Source organism: Polynucleobacter rarus, assembly GCF_003072505.1.
GTDB lineage: Bacteria > Pseudomonadota > Gammaproteobacteria > Burkholderiales > Burkholderiaceae > Polynucleobacter > Polynucleobacter rarus.
Window position 1 is genome coordinate 1,867,598 of the sequence record NZ_NTGB01000001.1, and the last position, 15,579, is coordinate 1,883,176.

Annotated in this window: 16 protein-coding genes; 2 read left to right on the top strand and 14 right to left on the bottom strand. The window is 40.5% G+C overall.

The genetic code is table 11. The features are described from left to right. Nucleotides 1-24 precede the first annotated feature (24 nt). Entirely contained in the window at nucleotides 25-1,008 is a 984-nt protein-coding gene (locus AOC35_RS08885; RefSeq protein ID WP_425440626.1) for a Bug family tripartite tricarboxylate transporter substrate binding protein, read from the bottom strand. A gap of 81 nt (nucleotides 1,009-1,089) precedes the next feature. Between AOC35_RS08885 and AOC35_RS08890 the strand changes: the two genes are divergently transcribed. Together AOC35_RS08890 and AOC35_RS08895 are read left to right on the top strand one after the other, a co-directional pair. Continuing rightward, nucleotides 1,090-2,445 (top strand): acyclic terpene utilization AtuA family protein, encoded by a 1,356-nt coding sequence (locus AOC35_RS08890; RefSeq protein WP_108646740.1) that lies wholly within the window; start codon nucleotides 1,090-1,092, stop codon nucleotides 2,443-2,445. Beyond that, nucleotides 2,442-2,753, top strand: coding sequence for an AtuA-related protein (locus AOC35_RS08895; RefSeq protein ID WP_425440627.1), 312 nt, complete (start codon nucleotides 2,442-2,444; stop codon nucleotides 2,751-2,753). The genes AOC35_RS08890 and AOC35_RS08895 overlap by 4 nt, the downstream gene beginning before the upstream one ends. 35 nt (nucleotides 2,754-2,788) lie before the next feature. Here AOC35_RS08895 and AOC35_RS08900 read toward each other — a convergent pair whose 3' ends face one another. From AOC35_RS08900 to AOC35_RS08960, 13 genes are all read right to left on the bottom strand, one after another. After that, a complete protein-coding gene (locus AOC35_RS08900; protein ID WP_108646741.1) occupies nucleotides 2,789-4,180 on the bottom strand; it encodes an amidase in 1,392 nt (463 codons plus the stop codon). Then, on the bottom strand, nucleotides 4,181-4,882 hold the full coding sequence (locus AOC35_RS08905) for an ABC transporter ATP-binding protein (RefSeq protein WP_108646742.1): 702 nt from the start codon (nucleotides 4,880-4,882) through the stop codon (nucleotides 4,181-4,183). Then, nucleotides 4,875-5,630, bottom strand: a complete 756-nt coding sequence (locus AOC35_RS08910) for an ABC transporter ATP-binding protein (RefSeq protein ID WP_108648787.1) — start codon at nucleotides 5,628-5,630, stop codon at nucleotides 4,875-4,877. The genes AOC35_RS08905 and AOC35_RS08910 overlap by 8 nt, the downstream gene beginning before the upstream one ends. Continuing rightward, nucleotides 5,630-6,892, bottom strand: coding sequence for an ABC transporter substrate-binding protein (locus AOC35_RS08915; RefSeq protein ID WP_108646743.1), 1,263 nt, complete (start codon nucleotides 6,890-6,892; stop codon nucleotides 5,630-5,632). The genes AOC35_RS08910 and AOC35_RS08915 overlap by 1 nt, the downstream gene beginning before the upstream one ends. A 28-nt stretch (nucleotides 6,893-6,920) precedes the next feature. After that, complete coding sequence (locus tag AOC35_RS08920; protein WP_159077532.1) at nucleotides 6,921-7,742, bottom strand: branched-chain amino acid ABC transporter permease; 822 nt, start codon at nucleotides 7,740-7,742, stop codon at nucleotides 6,921-6,923. Between the two features lie 101 nt (nucleotides 7,743-7,843). Further along, a complete protein-coding gene (locus tag AOC35_RS08925) occupies nucleotides 7,844-8,698 on the bottom strand; it encodes a branched-chain amino acid ABC transporter permease (protein ID WP_108646745.1) in 855 nt (284 codons plus the stop codon). A 15-nt stretch (nucleotides 8,699-8,713) separates the two neighbouring features. Beyond that, nucleotides 8,714-9,589 (bottom strand): polysaccharide deacetylase family protein, encoded by an 876-nt coding sequence (locus AOC35_RS08930; RefSeq protein ID WP_211307497.1) that lies wholly within the window; start codon nucleotides 9,587-9,589, stop codon nucleotides 8,714-8,716. A 26-nt stretch (nucleotides 9,590-9,615) separates the two neighbouring features. Further along, on the bottom strand, nucleotides 9,616-10,293 hold the full coding sequence (locus tag AOC35_RS08935) for an aldolase/citrate lyase family protein (protein ID WP_108646746.1): 678 nt from the start codon (nucleotides 10,291-10,293) through the stop codon (nucleotides 9,616-9,618). After that, a complete protein-coding gene (locus tag AOC35_RS08940) occupies nucleotides 10,290-10,931 on the bottom strand; it encodes a cysteine hydrolase family protein (protein ID WP_108646747.1) in 642 nt (213 codons plus the stop codon). Before AOC35_RS08940 ends, AOC35_RS08935 begins: the two co-directional genes overlap by 4 nt. Before the next feature lie 8 nt (nucleotides 10,932-10,939). Further along, nucleotides 10,940-12,196, bottom strand: coding sequence for an alpha/beta hydrolase family protein (locus AOC35_RS08945; protein WP_108646748.1), 1,257 nt, complete (start codon nucleotides 12,194-12,196; stop codon nucleotides 10,940-10,942). 225 nt (nucleotides 12,197-12,421) lie between these two features. Then, on the bottom strand, nucleotides 12,422-13,381 hold the full coding sequence (locus AOC35_RS08950) for a Bug family tripartite tricarboxylate transporter substrate binding protein (protein ID WP_108646749.1): 960 nt from the start codon (nucleotides 13,379-13,381) through the stop codon (nucleotides 12,422-12,424). A gap of 37 nt (nucleotides 13,382-13,418) precedes the next feature. Beyond that, on the bottom strand, nucleotides 13,419-14,399 hold the full coding sequence (locus tag AOC35_RS08955) for a Bug family tripartite tricarboxylate transporter substrate binding protein (RefSeq protein ID WP_108646750.1): 981 nt from the start codon (nucleotides 14,397-14,399) through the stop codon (nucleotides 13,419-13,421). 2 nt (nucleotides 14,400-14,401) lie between these two features. Beyond that, entirely contained in the window at nucleotides 14,402-15,493 is a 1,092-nt protein-coding gene (locus tag AOC35_RS08960) for a mandelate racemase/muconate lactonizing enzyme family protein (protein ID WP_108646751.1), read from the bottom strand. Nucleotides 15,494-15,579: the final 86 nt, after the last annotated feature.

A 15,579-nucleotide genomic window follows, 5' to 3' on the forward strand; every position in this document is an offset into this window, starting at 1 on the left:
AGTTAAATAGTTTAAATCATTTTTTTATTCAGGTTCAATGTGAGCAGCACGAATGACCTTACCCCATTTCAGGGACTCGGCAGCTTGGAACTTCGCTAATCCCTCGGGCGATGATACGACTCTTTCTTCACCATTTTTCATTAATTGGTTTTTCATTTCGCTTGATTCGGCTGCTTTAACAAACATTTCATTGAGTTGTTTTGTGATTTTTTCCGGCGCACCAGCAGGTAAATAAATCGCATTCCAAAATGACATGTCATATCCCTTAACCCCTGCTTCTTCGACTGTTGGAACATTTGGCAAAGAAGCGATGCGAGAAGTACCACTGACTGCAAGAGCCCGTAATTTTCCACCCTGAATCTGTGGAACCGCAGTCGAAGCATCCGCAAACATAAAGTCAAATTGCCCACCTAATAAATCCGTCACTGCCGGAGGGTTACTCTTATAAGGAATATGCATAATATCGATATTTGTAAGTTGTGCCAGTAACTCACTTGCTACTCGACTAGAAGAACTGCCACTGGCAAAATTCACCTTACCAGGATTTTTACGCGCAAGATCCAACAAGTCATTTAATGAGTATATTTTTGATTTGGGGTTAACCACCAAAAACATATATCCTTTAAACAACAAAGCGACTGGGGTAAAGTCTTTGACTGGATCGTAAGGGATTTTTTTGAAGAGATGCTCATTAGCAGCGTGAGTCGTATTAGTCGTATATAAAATAGTGTATCCGTCTGGTGCTGCCTTAGCCACATATTGAGCCGCGATAAAACCACTTGCTCCTGGTTTGGGATCTACGATCACTGGCACTTTATATTCATTACTAATAATTTGTGCCAATGCTCTCGCTTTCTGATCCGTTCCACTACCAACTGTAAAAGGAGTTACTAGGGTAATTGTTTTACTTGGGTAGTTTTGAGCATTAGCGAGTAATTGGCCAAACATAAGAGTGCACAAAAAAACAATCTTAAGTTTTTTTAAAGAGTTGAATGAAAACATCGACATTTTTTGCGATCTCCAATATTAGTTATATTATTTCTAAGAACATAATAATATTAAAAACTCACTATAAGAACTTTTAATCGTATGAAACATACAGAATTTTTAAGAATTGGTGGGGGTGCAGGATTCTCGGATGACCGAATTCCACCCGCCGTAGAACTAGCTGAATTAGGTGATATTGATTATTTAGTATTTGAATGCTTGGCAGAAAGAACGATTGCCAGGGAGCAGCAAACTAAATTACAAAACCCGAGTAAGGGCTATACCCCTAGATTACAGGAAAGAATGGCTGCGGTTTTACCGGCCTGCGTTGCCAAACATATTCGCATTGTTACGAACATGGGGGCTGCCAACCCAGAATCCGCCGCTAACGAAACTAGAAAGTTAGCAAAAGAATTAGGCCTAGGTGATGTTTCTTGTGCAGTGGTAACAGGTGATGATGTTACTGAATTGGTACGCGCTCACCCAGAACTAGAAATCATGGAGAATGGTTTACCCGTGGAGTCCCTACTACCCCAAATGATTGCAAGTAATGCCTATTTGGGTGCTGACGTTATTGTAAAAGCTCTGGAAACTGACGCACAAATCATCATTACTGGTCGTGTAGCGGATCCTTCTCTCTTTTTAGCCCCGATGATGCATGAGTTCAAATGGAGTTATGACGATCTAGAAAGGATCGCTGCAGGCACAGTATGTGGGCACTTACTAGAGTGCGGAGCTCAAGTGAGTGGTGGTAATTTTGCAGATCCTGGCAAAAAAGTAGTTGATCGACTCTCAGAACTTGGTAATCCCTTTGCAGATGTTGCTGCAAATGGTAGTTTTTCCATTAGTAAGGTAGCTGGCAGTGGCGGTCTAGTGAGCGTGGCAACTGTCAAAGAGCAATTATTGTATGAGTTACATGATCCCTCTCATTACATTACCCCTGATTGCGTTTTAGACGTCACGGATTTAGAGTTAATACAACTCGCAAAAGATCGTGTGCAAGTTTTATCAGCGCGTGGCAAACCCAGAACGCCAAGCTATAAAGTGACTGTTGGGTATGATGATGGTTATATTGGAGAGGGCCAAATCTCCTATGCTGGCCCCAACGCTCTAGAAAGAGCAAAATGGGGAGCGCAAATAGTACAGGACAGGCTCAAACAACGTGGTTTTAGCTATTCAGAATTTCGAGTTGATTACATTGGTATGTCGAGTTTGCATGGCTTACCAGAAAATAAAATAGAACCTTATGAAGTAAGACTCCGACTGGTCGTTAGAACACCCAGTAAAACAGCTGCACAAGCGGTTGGTTTTGAATGTAGAGCTCTCCATCTCAATGGACCAACAGGGGCTGGCGGCGGAATTGATCCGCTAGTAAAGTCAGTTTTAGCAGTACAGTCTGTTCTGATCCCTAGGCATTGGATTGATTCAAAAATACAAATAAGGAAAATGGGATCATGATTCGACTACATGACATTGCGCATTCTCGTGCTGGAGACAAAGGAAATACTTCGAACATCTCTGTCATTGCATATGACACTGAAGGTTGGGAAATTATTCAACAACATTTATCAATTGAAGTAGTAAAAGAAGCTTTCGTACACATCACAAATGGGGCGGTATTTCGATATGAGTTACCAAAATTACAGGCGCTTAATTTTGTCATTGAGGGCGCTTTAGGGGGCGGAGTGACAAGATCGTTAGCACAGGATCCACATGGTAAATCACTCAGTAGTTTAATGTTGTCAATTACATTAATGAACAAATAAATCTTCTGAACCCATAGTTCCCAGAGACGATATTGCTAATTATTTAATACCGCAATTTTGGGAAATTGTTGGTGCCACTTTGTAACTTTTTGAAAAGCATTACCAATTTGTAATAATTTTTCCTCGGCAAAGAGATTACCAATAAGTTGCATGCCAATAGGTAAACCACCTTTTGTAAATCCAGCAGGAATACTTAATGCTGGAAGAGACAAATAATTAATACTCTTAGTGTTTTGTGTAACTCGCATTAAATTTAATAATATTTCAGCGGTTGAGCCTTTTGTTGTAGCTTCAATTGACGGCGTTTCAATTTGCAAAGTGGGCACAAGTATTGCGTCACAGTGCGAAAACCAAAGCGATTGAACCGCTTCTTGCACGATCTTACGTTGTTCTTTTGCTTGCTCGTATACGGTTAAGCTTAAGTCTTTACCAAATTCAATCCTCGCTCTGACTTGGTCAGCGTAAGCCATTGGAAATTGCTGTAACCATTTTTTATGAAGTTGAAATGCCTCATACGCTAATACTATACCCATGCTCTGATTAATCATTTGCATGTTAGGGACGTCAACTTCTACCAATTCAATCTTTAAACTTTTAAAAGTTGCTTTCGCCTCTGTCCAACAATTTTCTACACTGGCGTCTAAATTCTCATTGAAGTAAGATCGAGGGATACCAATCTTCAAGCCACTAACGGGAAGGCTAAGATTACTTTCATAATCAATTACTTGTCCAGTCACAACTGTGAGAAGTCTCGCACAATCTCGAACAGATTGAGCCATCGGTCCAACGCAGTCTAAGGATGTGGAAAGCGGGAAGACGCCATCAGCTGGAACCAAGCCATTAGTAGGCTTTAAACCGGTGACACCACACATGGCACTGGGGTGTCGAATAGACCCACCCGTATCAGACCCCATAGAGCCAAACAGAAGTCTTAATGCAACAGCAATCCCAGAACCACTCGAAGATCCGCCAGACACATACAATGGATTCCAAGGATTTTGCCCATGCCCATAATGTTGATTAAAACCCGTTGGACTTAATGCAAACTCGGCCATATGTAATGAGGCCACATTGACTTGACCTGCATTTTCTAGACGCTCATTGACTAAGGAATTGACTGCAGAGATATTGTTTTCTAGGACAGTAGAGCCAACGTGCATCCTTCGATTAGCAACTGCAATTAAATCTTTATGACCCAAAGGTACGCCATGAAGCAAACCTAGTGGTTCATTTTTTTCTTGCTTTTGGTCTAATAATGTTGCTCGGGCTAATGCACTTTCTTCATCTATCGAAAAAACGGCGTTGAATTGTCGTCCAAGCGTTTGCAGACGTCTAATTGATTCTTGAGCTAACTCATAAGCGCTGATCTGCTTTGCACGAATAGCCTGGGCAATACCAACCAAATCAAATTCATTAAAATTTAGCAATTAATGAATTCCTAAGTATCTTTCTAGGGTTTCAGGATGAGCCATTAATTCGCTTGGAGTACCCTGCCACACAACCATCCCTGTTTCTAAAATATATACACGATCAGCGACAGCTAAAGCACTATATAAATTTTGCTCAACCAATAAAATACCAAGTCCCTCTTTTTTGAGAGTCTGCATCACCCCTTCGACTAATTCAACTGTCACAGGTGCTAATCCTTCAGTCGGCTCATCCATCAGTAATATTTTTGGACCCGTCATCAGGGCTCTTGCAATTGCAAGTAGTTGACGTTCGCCACCAGATAACTCATTACCGCGATTTGTCTTACGCTCAGCTAATCGAGAAAAATTTTCAAATACTTTTTCAATACTCCAGGCACCCGGACTCTTTTTGTCTAAAATTTGTAAATGTTCTAAAACGGTAAGGGAGGAGAATAACCTTCTGCCCTGTGGAACATATCCAAGTCCTACTCTAGAGACTTGATAGGGAGCTAACCCCTCTAAGGATTGTCCGTCAATTGAGATTTGACCTTTGGTCTTTTGAGGATTGGAGAGGTTCATCACAGTTCTTACCAAAGAGGTTTTACCCATCCCATTTCTACCTAGAAGTGCAACGATCTCCCCTTCATTAACATACATAGAAATATCATTTAAGACTTGAGCTTCACCATAGGCTGAGCAGACTTGATCAATTTTAAGCATGACGAGGTTTTCCTAAATAAATTTCTTGGACTTGTTTATTTCCTCTTATTTCGTCCGGCTTTCCTTCTACCAAAACAGCGCCTTGATACATACAAATAACTTTATCAACTAAATTGAGGGCCAAATCAATATCATGTTCAATCAACACGATTGCTAAGTCTTTCGGCAAGCTCTTAATCACATCTGACATCACAACTCTTTCTGCGGGAGATAATCCAGCAGCCGGCTCATCTAATAAAAGTACTTTAGGCGAACTAGTCAGTGACATCGCTAATTCCAGTTGTCGCTGCTCTCCGTAAGAGATTTCTTTCACTAACCAATGTCTTTTAGTGAGAAGATGACATCTTTCTAAAACAGACTGAACCAGTTGCTCTTCACTTTGTGGCAGTACCGAAGAACTAAAAAGAGAAAATTTCCTCCTCAATAATCCACGCGCCGCAAGCAATAAATTCTCTTCAATCGTTAATCCAAAGAATAAGTTGGTAATTTGAAATGTTCTTGCAATGCCCAGCTCTGCCCTACGATTTGGTGATGACCTAGTAATGTCCACGCCACCCATGTAGATTGATCCCTGGCCTGGCAGTGTCATCCCAGTGATTGCATTAAAAAGGGAAGTCTTACCAGCACCGTTCGGCCCAAGAATAGCAATCTTATCTCCATTACTTACTTTCATGGAAACATTATTTACTGCTTTAAATGAGCCAAACTGAACAGTTACGTTGGCAACGTCAAGAATCAATTTTTCCATCAACTTTTCTTAATCCCTTGGAATGCTCTAGAGTAAGGAGGCTGTTTTAGGTATTCTTCTGGCTTATATTTCCAAAACTGTGAAACGCTTGGATAGGTTTCGACTGGCACGTTCCAATATTTACCATCAGGACGCTTGGTCACTTTTCTGATGAATACGTCATAAATTGGATTGCCATAAGTATCTAACTTTACTGGTCTACCAAGCGGTGATTCTTGTAACACAACAGATCTAATTGCATCTAAAAACTTAGGTCGATTAGAAATATTGCCAGCAACATTTTTAATCGCCTGAGCGATCCAAATTGCTGCAACATAGTGAGAAAATCCGTAGATAGATGGGAAATGATTGTAAGCAATTAAATATTCCGCAACAAACTTCTGAGTCTGTACGTTTGGTGCCCCCTCAGCAAAGTGTGCAGCAGAGATTAAACCATCCGCTTCGCCACTATTTAAACTTCGGATCACTGATTGATCCGTCGTATTTTGAGCGGCTAATAATGGAATCTTTCCTTTCAAACCAAAGTTCGTCCATTGCTGTAAAAATCTCAAACCGTCCGCCCCTGTTTCCATCACAAAAACGGCGTCAGGTTTAGCAGCCTGAATCTGTGCAAAATAAGGACTGAAATCTTGGGTATTTAATGGGTTCCAAAATTGATTTAATACTTGACCGCCTAGTTCCGTAAATACTTGCACTAAGCCACCACACTGCTCATGACCAAAAGTATAGTCTTGGGAAATAGTAACAATTTTTCTAAATCCCATAGTCTTATAAGCATAGTCACCTAAAGGATGTGAAGTTTGACTCGCGGTATATCCTGCCACACGAATCACATTCGGAATTCTACTGCGTTGGGTTAAATCATCGGCAGCAATTACCGGAATAAAATAAGGAATACCGTTAGTTTTAGCGAACTCAGCTACAGCAAGACCAGTATTCGCAAGTAGATTACCTACTAAAAAATCTACTTGATTTTGCTCTGTTAATTTACGCGCCTTTTGTAAAGCAATATCCGGATTCGAGGCATCATCTTCAACAAAAATTTGGATATCGCGACCAGCAACCTTCTTACCGATTGACTCCCAATACATGGTGAAACCTTCAACAATTTCTTTACCCCCGGCAGCTAATACGCCGGTTAAAGGGGCCATCAAACCAATTTTAATTGGTCCAGTTGTTTGCGCTAAAACCTGTTCAAAGGAACCAAAAACAGATAAACCACTGACTGCAGCGCCTGACTTGATAAAGTTACGACGATCCATAATGACCTCCAAGTTAATATTAAAAAATTTATTTCTTCGAAACTTTTAACTTACCAACAATTCCTTCTGGAATAAAAATCATGGCAAGGACAAACATCAAACCCATCACAAATGACCAGCGTTCAGTGTAGGAACTAATGATATTTTCTAAAGAGATGATGAGCGCTGAACCCACCACTCCACCGAAAACGGTGCCAACACCCCCCATAATTGCCATCAATAAGCCTTTGACTGACTGGGCAAGTGAAACACTGGATGAGCTTACAAAGCTATTAAAAAGCGCATATAAAACCCCTGCAATTCCAGCAATAAATGCTGAAATCACAAAACCGATAATCAAATGAAGCGTAGTGTTGTAACCGAGACTTCGCATTCTTGATTCACTCTCACGAATACCTCTTAGAGTTAAGCCAAAGGGTGATTTAACAAAACGTAAAATTGCAAACCCCACTACTAACAAGACCATAAAACTAAAGTAATAGAAGTGCTCAGGATTTTGTAACCATTCGGGACGAATATTTCCCCGCAAGCCATTTTCACCACCAGTAACTGAAGTCCAGCGCTGACAAACACCCCAAACAATCATCCCTAGTGCCAGTGTTAACAGTAAAAAATAGACGCCACTGGTACGGACTGCCAGCACTGCGAACACGAGTCCCACTAAAGTTGACACACCAATCCCAAGAAGGATAGCAGTATATGGGTCATAGTGATTCGTAATTACACAATAAATTGCAGTGTAGGCAGCAGTACCAAAAATAGCTCCATGACAGAGTGATGTTCTACCAGCATATCCTGCCAAAATATCAATCGATATTGCAAAAATTGAATAAATAAAAGTAAGTGTCATTAAGCTTAAGAAGTATGGGTGTACCAAAGAAGGCAAAATTAAACACAATAAGATGAGCGACAGTATTCCAAATTTAGAGGCAAAGTGCTTTAGTAACATTTTTAAATTGGCTTTCCAAATAATCCGTTAGGTCTAAAAGCAAGTAACAAAGCCATGGGACCAAAAATGACAAAATACGATAATTCAGGAAAGGAGACTTGCCCAAAGGTAGAAAGTAAAGCTACCGTTAAACTCCCAATCGCAGCGCCGATTAAACTGCCTCGACCGCCGATAATTACTACCGCCAAGCTATAAACTAAAATTTCTGAGTCAGCAGTTGGATATAGAGATAAGAAAGCACCACCTAGTGATCCTGCAATTGCAGCTAAAGCCATACCGATCATGAAAGTAACTGTAAATATCTGTCGAATATTGACTCCCAATGCCTCTACTGTCTCTGGATCATCAACCCCTGCTCGTATTAATGCTCCCAGCTTGGTACGATTAATCAGATAATTCAGCCCCAAAAATATCAAAATACCCATAAAAAACACAAATAATCGATATTTTGGATAGGTAATACCGAACAGTTCCATCGGCCCCTGCAGAAACTCTGGTGTTGGAACCGATAAACTATCACCACCGAAAATGACCAAGGATATATCGTTCACCATCAGTGCAATACCAAGGGACATTAAAACTTGCCGAAGCTCAGCACCTTTTGCAAACTTCAATAAAAACTGCTCAAACACCCCCATGATTGCCAAACTAATAATGGATGCACAAATACCTAAAAAGAAACTATTAGTTTGGCTAGTGACCACATATGCCACATAACCGCCCAGTAGATAAAAGGCTCCATGGGCAAGGTTAACAATTCGCATTAATCCAAATACTAAAGTGAAACCACTGCCCACGATAAAAAGTAGTGCTGCAAAAGTGAAAGCGTTTAATAGTTGGAACAGGAAAAATGACATATTGATCGCTTATCTTTACTTAGAGGTTTGGCTATACCAGTTATAAATTTGCTCACCCGTCATATGAACAACACCGGTATGTTTATTGATGTGTTCGTAAACTTTTTTCAAGTAAGCAATACGGAAAGGCTGTCCACTAATATAGGGATGAATAGCAATTGATAAAATTTTTGGTCTTTCTTCAGCTTCTAAATAATATTGATCAAAAGTATCAATACACTTTTGTGTCCAATAAGCTGCCTCATGATGTTGCACTATCATCATTGGGATATCGTTGTTTTCAACTGTGTATGGCAATGTCACTAAGGGACCATTGGCTGTTTTAATAGTGGTTGGTTCATCGTCATAGGGATAATCGCCGATATATTTAACCCCAGCCGCAGCTAATAAATCAGGCGTTTCAAAAGTCTGTGTCAAGCCAGGCCCTAACCATCCAACGGGACGTTTACCAGTGAAAGTCTCAATAGTAGACATTGATTTAGCAATCATTTCTTCTTGATTTTCAACCTTGTGAATCGGCATTTGCTCATAAGAATGTCCCATAAATTCCCAATTTGACTTGAGACATGCTTCTGCCACTCTCGGGTAATCTAAACAAACTCGCGCATTCAATGCTAATGTCGGCGTAATGTTCATCGAATCATACAAGGCCTTAAACCGCCAAAAGCCTACTCGCATTCCATATTCGTGCCAAGCCCAATTGGGTACATCAGGCAATAAGGGCAAGCCAGTTGGGGCTGGGATTACCTGACGGGCCATCGGTCTGGCAATATCCCAAACCTCTAAATTAACAATCGACCAAACAATTACTTTTGCATTGCCTGGGAATTTTAAGGGTGGACGATCAACAATTGCTGAAAATTCAGTGCGCTCACTCGGTGACATTGCCATCTTTTTTCTCCTATTTAATTTAAGTTTTATTTACAAAAATTGTTATAGCCAAGTTTTAGAATTTGATCTACAGAACAATACAAAAAACTAGCTCCTTGATTTTCCCATTTTGCGCAGGTTTGAGGATTACCTGGGATCCCCCAAGACCTTTGTGCTTGATTCAGACTACTGACTACTGCATCAACACTTTGCCATAAAAGCGGGTTGTTTTGATCACCATGAAATCCAAGACTATGTGACAAATCATTCGGTCCAATTAAAAATGCATCCGTGAAAGAGTTGTTAGCTAAAACATTGATATTTTCTACGGCTGGCACAGATTCAATTTGAGCTATTTTGTAAATTTCTCGAGCCTGCGATTTACCAACATAATCCACCACATTATTAATCATCATCATTTGCTCATCTGTCTCAACATGAGGTGAAATCAGTCCATCAATACCACGATCCAAATACCTAATTAACACCTCTGCTTGTAATGACTCACTTCTTAAGACAGCGAACATCCCATGAGAATGAATCGCTCGTACCATTGGCGTGATACTTTCCAGATTGATAGCGGTTCTCTCACAATCGATGAAAACACACTCTGCTCCAGCCCGAGCTAATGAATCGATCACATCAATCGATGCACCACCTGCATTGACCATCCAGAGTAAGTCCTTTGATTGCAGACGCTCTTTAAGTGAGATTACGTTTTTCATGAAATTTTTAACTCAGGTAATTGCATAACTTCTGCAGATGTCATCACGAAACCAAAAGCCGTTTTAATACAAAGTAAAGCAGCGTCATGAAGGCTGGGATGATCCATCGTATCCACACAATCACTCGGCACAATAACGGCATAATCCATGGAGCATGCAGCAGTCACAGTCGATAAGACACAACTATTGGTATTTACACCAGTAATAATTAAGGTATTAATGTTGTGGGTTTTGAGTAAGAACTCAAGGTCAGTCGCAACAAAACAGTTATAACGCTTTTTGGTATCTACGACAAAATCCACATCAAGCTGATAGATTCCTGGCATGATTTCACACCCTGGCATACCAACGAGATTGTGTTTCATGACATTTTTTCTGGGATTATTGGGATCTGCCGCTCGCGTTCTCCAAAATGCATTCATGCTGATTTCTTTGGCATCACGATAGCGTGTTACTAAATGAATGACAGGAATAGCACTTTTTCTTGCCCAGTCCATCAGTGCAATATTTTTATCCACTACGGCCTTAGCCACTTCAGGACTCGCTGGCATGGTAGCAACTGACATATCCAAATGCCCACGATGTAAATCAATACCAACCACCGCTGCTCTAATCTGATCTACCCCAAAATTAATCATAAGTTAGCCTAAATTACGCCGTTAACGGTTGATTTTAAGAGCTTTGCTTGATCGATTCCAAATTGATCGGCTAACCAATCTGCCAAGATTTCTTGACCGATGGTAGGGTTGTCATGCTGACAATGCTCAGCGCCAGTTTCTTCCTCATCTAGCAAGCGAAGTGTACAGTTCACACCCTTAGCTTGGCCATAGTCATATACTTTTTTAGCTTGGGATACGGTTAAGACATCGTGACCACCGTGCATAATTAAATAAGGGCAACGCATATTTTCTAAATGACCATCTAGGGTAAAGGCTTTTGCTTTTTCCATTGAAGATTTCATACTGTCACACCCAAATACCCACTTAATGTGCGTCGCTAGACCATGATCCTCTGCTGCACCACCCCACATGTCGGTAATCGCAAAAACTGCGCCATGAGAAATACAGGCGGCTAAGCGATGTTCGTAACAGGCAGCTCTAGCAGCATAGATACCACCTAGACTAGACCCACAAACTGCAATCTTAGAAACATCGACATCGCTTCTAGTCTCTAAATAATCAATACAGTACCCAATTGGCACTTCAGTATCGGGACGATTGACCAGGCCTTGTCTACGCAATGCACCACCCTGCCCAGGGCCATCAATCATCAATACAGAAATTCCTCTTTGCAAGCAACCATGCGCCTGCATAAACCACATCTCATCTTTAATCGAATCCAAGCCACCCATACAAATTAATACTGGCAACTTATCTCCAGGGAAGGGTGCTCTAACAAAATAAGCAGGTAAAGTTGCTCCATTTTCATAAGGGATCTCAACAATCTCGCCTGGAGGATTCAAATATTTCAAATAACCGTAACTTGATTTTTCCATCAATGTAAAAGTCTCAAGTCTTCTTGGATCTTTGGGTAATAGAAAAAACTCTGCCTGACGATAGTAGTCAGCCGCTCTCTTAAAACAATTAGAGGCAGTAACAATATGGTTTTTAGATTCTGCATCAAGTGCCCGATCAAAGTTTCTATCAGCAATATGCTTCCATTCCTTATGCCAACTTTCATCACTGGTAGGGTCAATTCTAGAAGCTGCTTGAAATACTTCGCTGACTGCTCCGCCACCTTCTTGCGTTTCACCTAAGCCGCGTCGAAACTGATAGGAGAACCAAGGGGAAGCCGGCCAATGATGCCAGCCGTAGGGTTCATAGTGCGCGAGTGGGTTACTAGTGATTTTATCAATTGCATTATCGACATCCAAATTGATTTTCTTTTCGTTACTAACGTCCATTAAAATTTCCCAATTCAAGTTTTATAGAGCATTTGATCATTATGCTTTAAATTTATTGTACGAGGGTTCATTCACATTCATGTTAGCATTGATGAAGGCATCGTTCACCCAAATGGTGCATTCAAAAAATGAGGCTATTTAGAACACTTTCAAAAGAAAATGACGGTGTTCATCGCAAATGATGGATGCATTAAGAAACTCATGGAACTTCTAGAAGCGTTAACTTCATTCTAAATAGATATTGTTCTCACGAACTACTTGCTCATATTTTTTTAATTCTGACTTAAAGAGTTCAGCAAATTGCTCTTGCGAGCTTGGTGCCACAATCACCCCTCTCGCGGTAGCAAGATCCCGAAATTCTTTTTCTTGAATAATTTTAGTAATCTCTAGATTTAACTTACTCACTATAGAACTCGGAGTCCCGGCAGGAACGAAAATCCCTTGCCAGCCATCACAATCAAATCCCGGATATTTTTGGGCAATGGTCGGAACGTTTGGTAAAGCTTCTAAAACTTTACTTCCACCTGTAGCTAAAGGCACTAATTTACCAGCTTTAATTAACTCTAAAGTAGTAGTTGTTGTATCAAAAGCCATTTGAATTTCGCCAGCCATGAGTGCCGTCAACATTTGTCCAGATCCGCGATATTGAATATGGGTTGCGTCGATATTGGCGGCCTTTTTTAACATTGCCATCGCAAGGTGGGGACCAGACCCGTTACCATAAGAGCCGTAATTGAATTTCTTTGGGTTATTTTTAACAACCTCCACGAGCTCCGTTAAATTTTTAGCAGGAAAGTCTGGGGCTACAAGCAAAATATAACTTACCGAAAGTGTTTGCGCTACTGGAATTAAATCTTTCTCCGTATTAAAGGAAAGTTTTTGTACAAAGGGATTAATCGTAATTTGTGAGGCCGTATTTAAGAGCGTATAACCATCTGCAGGAGCTCGCACAGTTGCCTCAGCGGCAATCGTGCCAGCAGCTCCCACTTTGTTTTCAAAAACAAAAGGTTGTTTAAGTACTTTTTGTAGCTTTGCACTAATTGCCCGGCCATACAAATCAACTGAAGATCCCGCAGGATAACCGGTTAGCATTTTCACTGGCCGATTAGGATATTCCTGAGCCATTACTGTATTGATACTAATCCAACACGTCAGGAAAAAAATTAATGAATTTTTATTTATCATTTATTGTTACTCCATTTTGTAAAAAATTAAGTACGAATTACTCTGGCTTCAAGTTATATTTTTGTATTACTCTGCGCCAAATATTAGACTCAGTCTGTGCCATGCGCAGTAAATCTGCTCTTGTCGACCATTGAGGTTCAGCGCCAGAGGCTTTGATTTTTTCATGGGTTGCCTTATTTTCTAAAGTGCGCTTAATTGCATTATTCAAGTCATCAAGAACTACATTAGAGACACTTTTAGAAACGTAAATCGCACTCCAATTATTAAGATTCATCCCCTTGAAACCCATTTCATCGAAAGTTTTCACATTCGGTAGTAAAGGATTGCGCTGAGGCGCAGCAATGCCAATCGCTTTTAAATTACCGGACTGAATATAGGAAAGCACTCCAGGAATATCTCCAAAGAATCCATCAACATGATCCCCCAGTAAATCCGTAATCGCCGGTGCGGCTCCTTTATTAGGTACATGCGTAAAAGTTTTACCGGTGGAATCTTGAAATAAGGAAATAGCCATATGTGGCATGCTGCCAATGCCTGACGAAGTTAAATTTAAACCACCTTTTTTAAGCAGCGAAAGCTTTAAAAAATCATCCACATCCGTAACCGGATTTTTACCATTCACGACTAAAACTTCTTGATTGTTTACAACCAGTGAAACCGGCGCAAAATTTTGTACGTCATAGGTTAGTTTAGGATACAAATTAGGATTAATGGTAATTGCACCAGCCGTAGTTAGCCAGAGAGTTTTACCATCATTTGGTGCATTCAAAACATACTGCGCTGCCACAGCTCCATTGCCGCCGGGTTTGTTTTCAACTAGAACCTGTTGACCTAATTCAATTCCTAATTGTTCAGCTAATTGCCTCGCTAAAGCATCAGATGGACCGCCTGGAGGGAAGGCAATGACGAGTCGTACCATTCCACTTGTTTGAGCTTGAGCTAGATGCTGGAATCCGAAAAGAAATTGGCTGAGAACTAAACAAGTTAAGAAAAATGATTTAGTTATTTTTATATTCATAATTAGCTCACTAATAATTGTTGAACAATATCCATGTCAACCTTTAAGCCTAAGCCGGGTTGGTTAGAAATATTAAAAAATCCATCCTGTGTCAAAACCGATTCACCCAATGGATTCAAGTCCATTTGACAAAAAGTATATTCCAAATAAATCTCTTCTTTCTGCGCTGCAATCAGATGGGCGGTAGCAATTAAGCCAGGCCCCATGTAGGGAGAATGAGGTGCTAGTCGTATAGAGGTATTTTTGATCAGCCCCATTACCCTTAACATTTCAGATACTCCACCGATTTTGGTAACACTAGGCTGTAAATAATCAACGGACTGCTTAGTAATTAAATCGTTAAAATCAGAATAACCCAGAGCATTTTCACCTGCAGCAATTGGAATATTTCCCTTGCGTTTTACAAGAGCTAATCCTTCATGATCTTCTGGAGGCCATACTGGTTCTTCAATCCAAAATAAATTGAGCGGTTCTAATTTTTCACACATCTGCAATGCTTGTTCGGGGCTCCATGGGCAATTCGTATCCACCATTAAATGAATATCTGGGCCAATTGCATCCCTCGCTGCTTTGATTTCGTCAAAACCAGTTTCATGCAATTTAATCGCTTTAAATCCTTGTCGCACTGCTGCAGCTGTATTCTTTGCAACTAGATCAGGATTGTTGTAACGAATCAAACTAGCATAAGCCGGAATCTTAGCTTTAGATTCCGCAGATAAAAGAGTTGCTAGTGACTTATTTTGTTTTTGTGCCTGAATATCCCACAGTGCAGTATCTAAACCAGAAATAGCAAAGATAACTGCACCAGCTCTACCCAGAGGATGGAGCTTTCTACTGATTTCTAACATCAGTTCATCAATTTTGGATTCATCACGACCAATGGCAAGTGGGCTCACTAAGCGTTCGATTACCTCTAAACTAGCTGGCCAAATACTAAAGCCAAAGGACTCTCCCCAGCCAATGAGCCCATCATCGGTTTCAACCCGAATTAACAACATTTCCATTTCTCTCGTCTTACCAGCAAAGATCGGTTTGGGACCACCGATATCAAATGGCAAGCTCAGAGGATAGGCTTTCACCGAACGAATCGCCATCTCATGTCTCCGTATTATTTTGCACCGATGTTGGTGCAATTGCTTGTTTTTGCCTAGTATATACTAGTAAAAAGAGAATAATTTCA

Bases quoted from the DNA above. Each gene is read 5' to 3' on its own strand.
- AOC35_RS08885 (WP_425440626.1), bottom strand. From the start codon at position 1,008: ATGTCGATGTTTTCATTCAACTCTTTAAAAAAACTTAAGATTGTTTTT.
- AOC35_RS08890 (WP_108646740.1), top strand. From the start codon at position 1,090: ATGAAACATACAGAATTTTTAAGAATTGGTGGGGGTGCAGGATTCTCG.
- AOC35_RS08895 (WP_425440627.1), top strand. From the start codon at position 2,442: ATGATTCGACTACATGACATTGCGCATTCTCGTGCTGGAGACAAAGGA.
- AOC35_RS08905 (WP_108646742.1), bottom strand. From the start codon at position 4,882: ATGCTTAAAATTGATCAAGTCTGCTCAGCCTATGGTGAAGCTCAAGTC.
- AOC35_RS08910 (WP_108648787.1), bottom strand. From the start codon at position 5,630: ATGGAAAAATTGATTCTTGACGTTGCCAACGTAACTGTTCAGTTTGGC.
- AOC35_RS08915 (WP_108646743.1), bottom strand. From the start codon at position 6,892: ATGGATCGTCGTAACTTTATCAAGTCAGGCGCTGCAGTCAGTGGTTTA.
- AOC35_RS08920 (WP_159077532.1), bottom strand. From the start codon at position 7,742: ATGACACTTACTTTTATTTATTCAATTTTTGCAATATCGATTGATATT.
- AOC35_RS08925 (WP_108646745.1), bottom strand. From the start codon at position 8,698: ATGTCATTTTTCCTGTTCCAACTATTAAACGCTTTCACTTTTGCAGCA.
- AOC35_RS08930 (WP_211307497.1), bottom strand. From the start codon at position 9,589: ATGGCAATGTCACCGAGTGAGCGCACTGAATTTTCAGCAATTGTTGAT.
- AOC35_RS08935 (WP_108646746.1), bottom strand. From the start codon at position 10,293: ATGAAAAACGTAATCTCACTTAAAGAGCGTCTGCAATCAAAGGACTTA.
- AOC35_RS08940 (WP_108646747.1), bottom strand. From the start codon at position 10,931: ATGATTAATTTTGGGGTAGATCAGATTAGAGCAGCGGTGGTTGGTATT.
- AOC35_RS08945 (WP_108646748.1), bottom strand. From the start codon at position 12,196: ATGGACGTTAGTAACGAAAAGAAAATCAATTTGGATGTCGATAATGCA.
- AOC35_RS08950 (WP_108646749.1), bottom strand. From the start codon at position 13,381: ATGATAAATAAAAATTCATTAATTTTTTTCCTGACGTGTTGGATTAGT.
- AOC35_RS08955 (WP_108646750.1), bottom strand. From the start codon at position 14,399: ATGAATATAAAAATAACTAAATCATTTTTCTTAACTTGTTTAGTTCTC.
- AOC35_RS08960 (WP_108646751.1), bottom strand. From the start codon at position 15,493: ATGGCGATTCGTTCGGTGAAAGCCTATCCTCTGAGCTTGCCATTTGAT.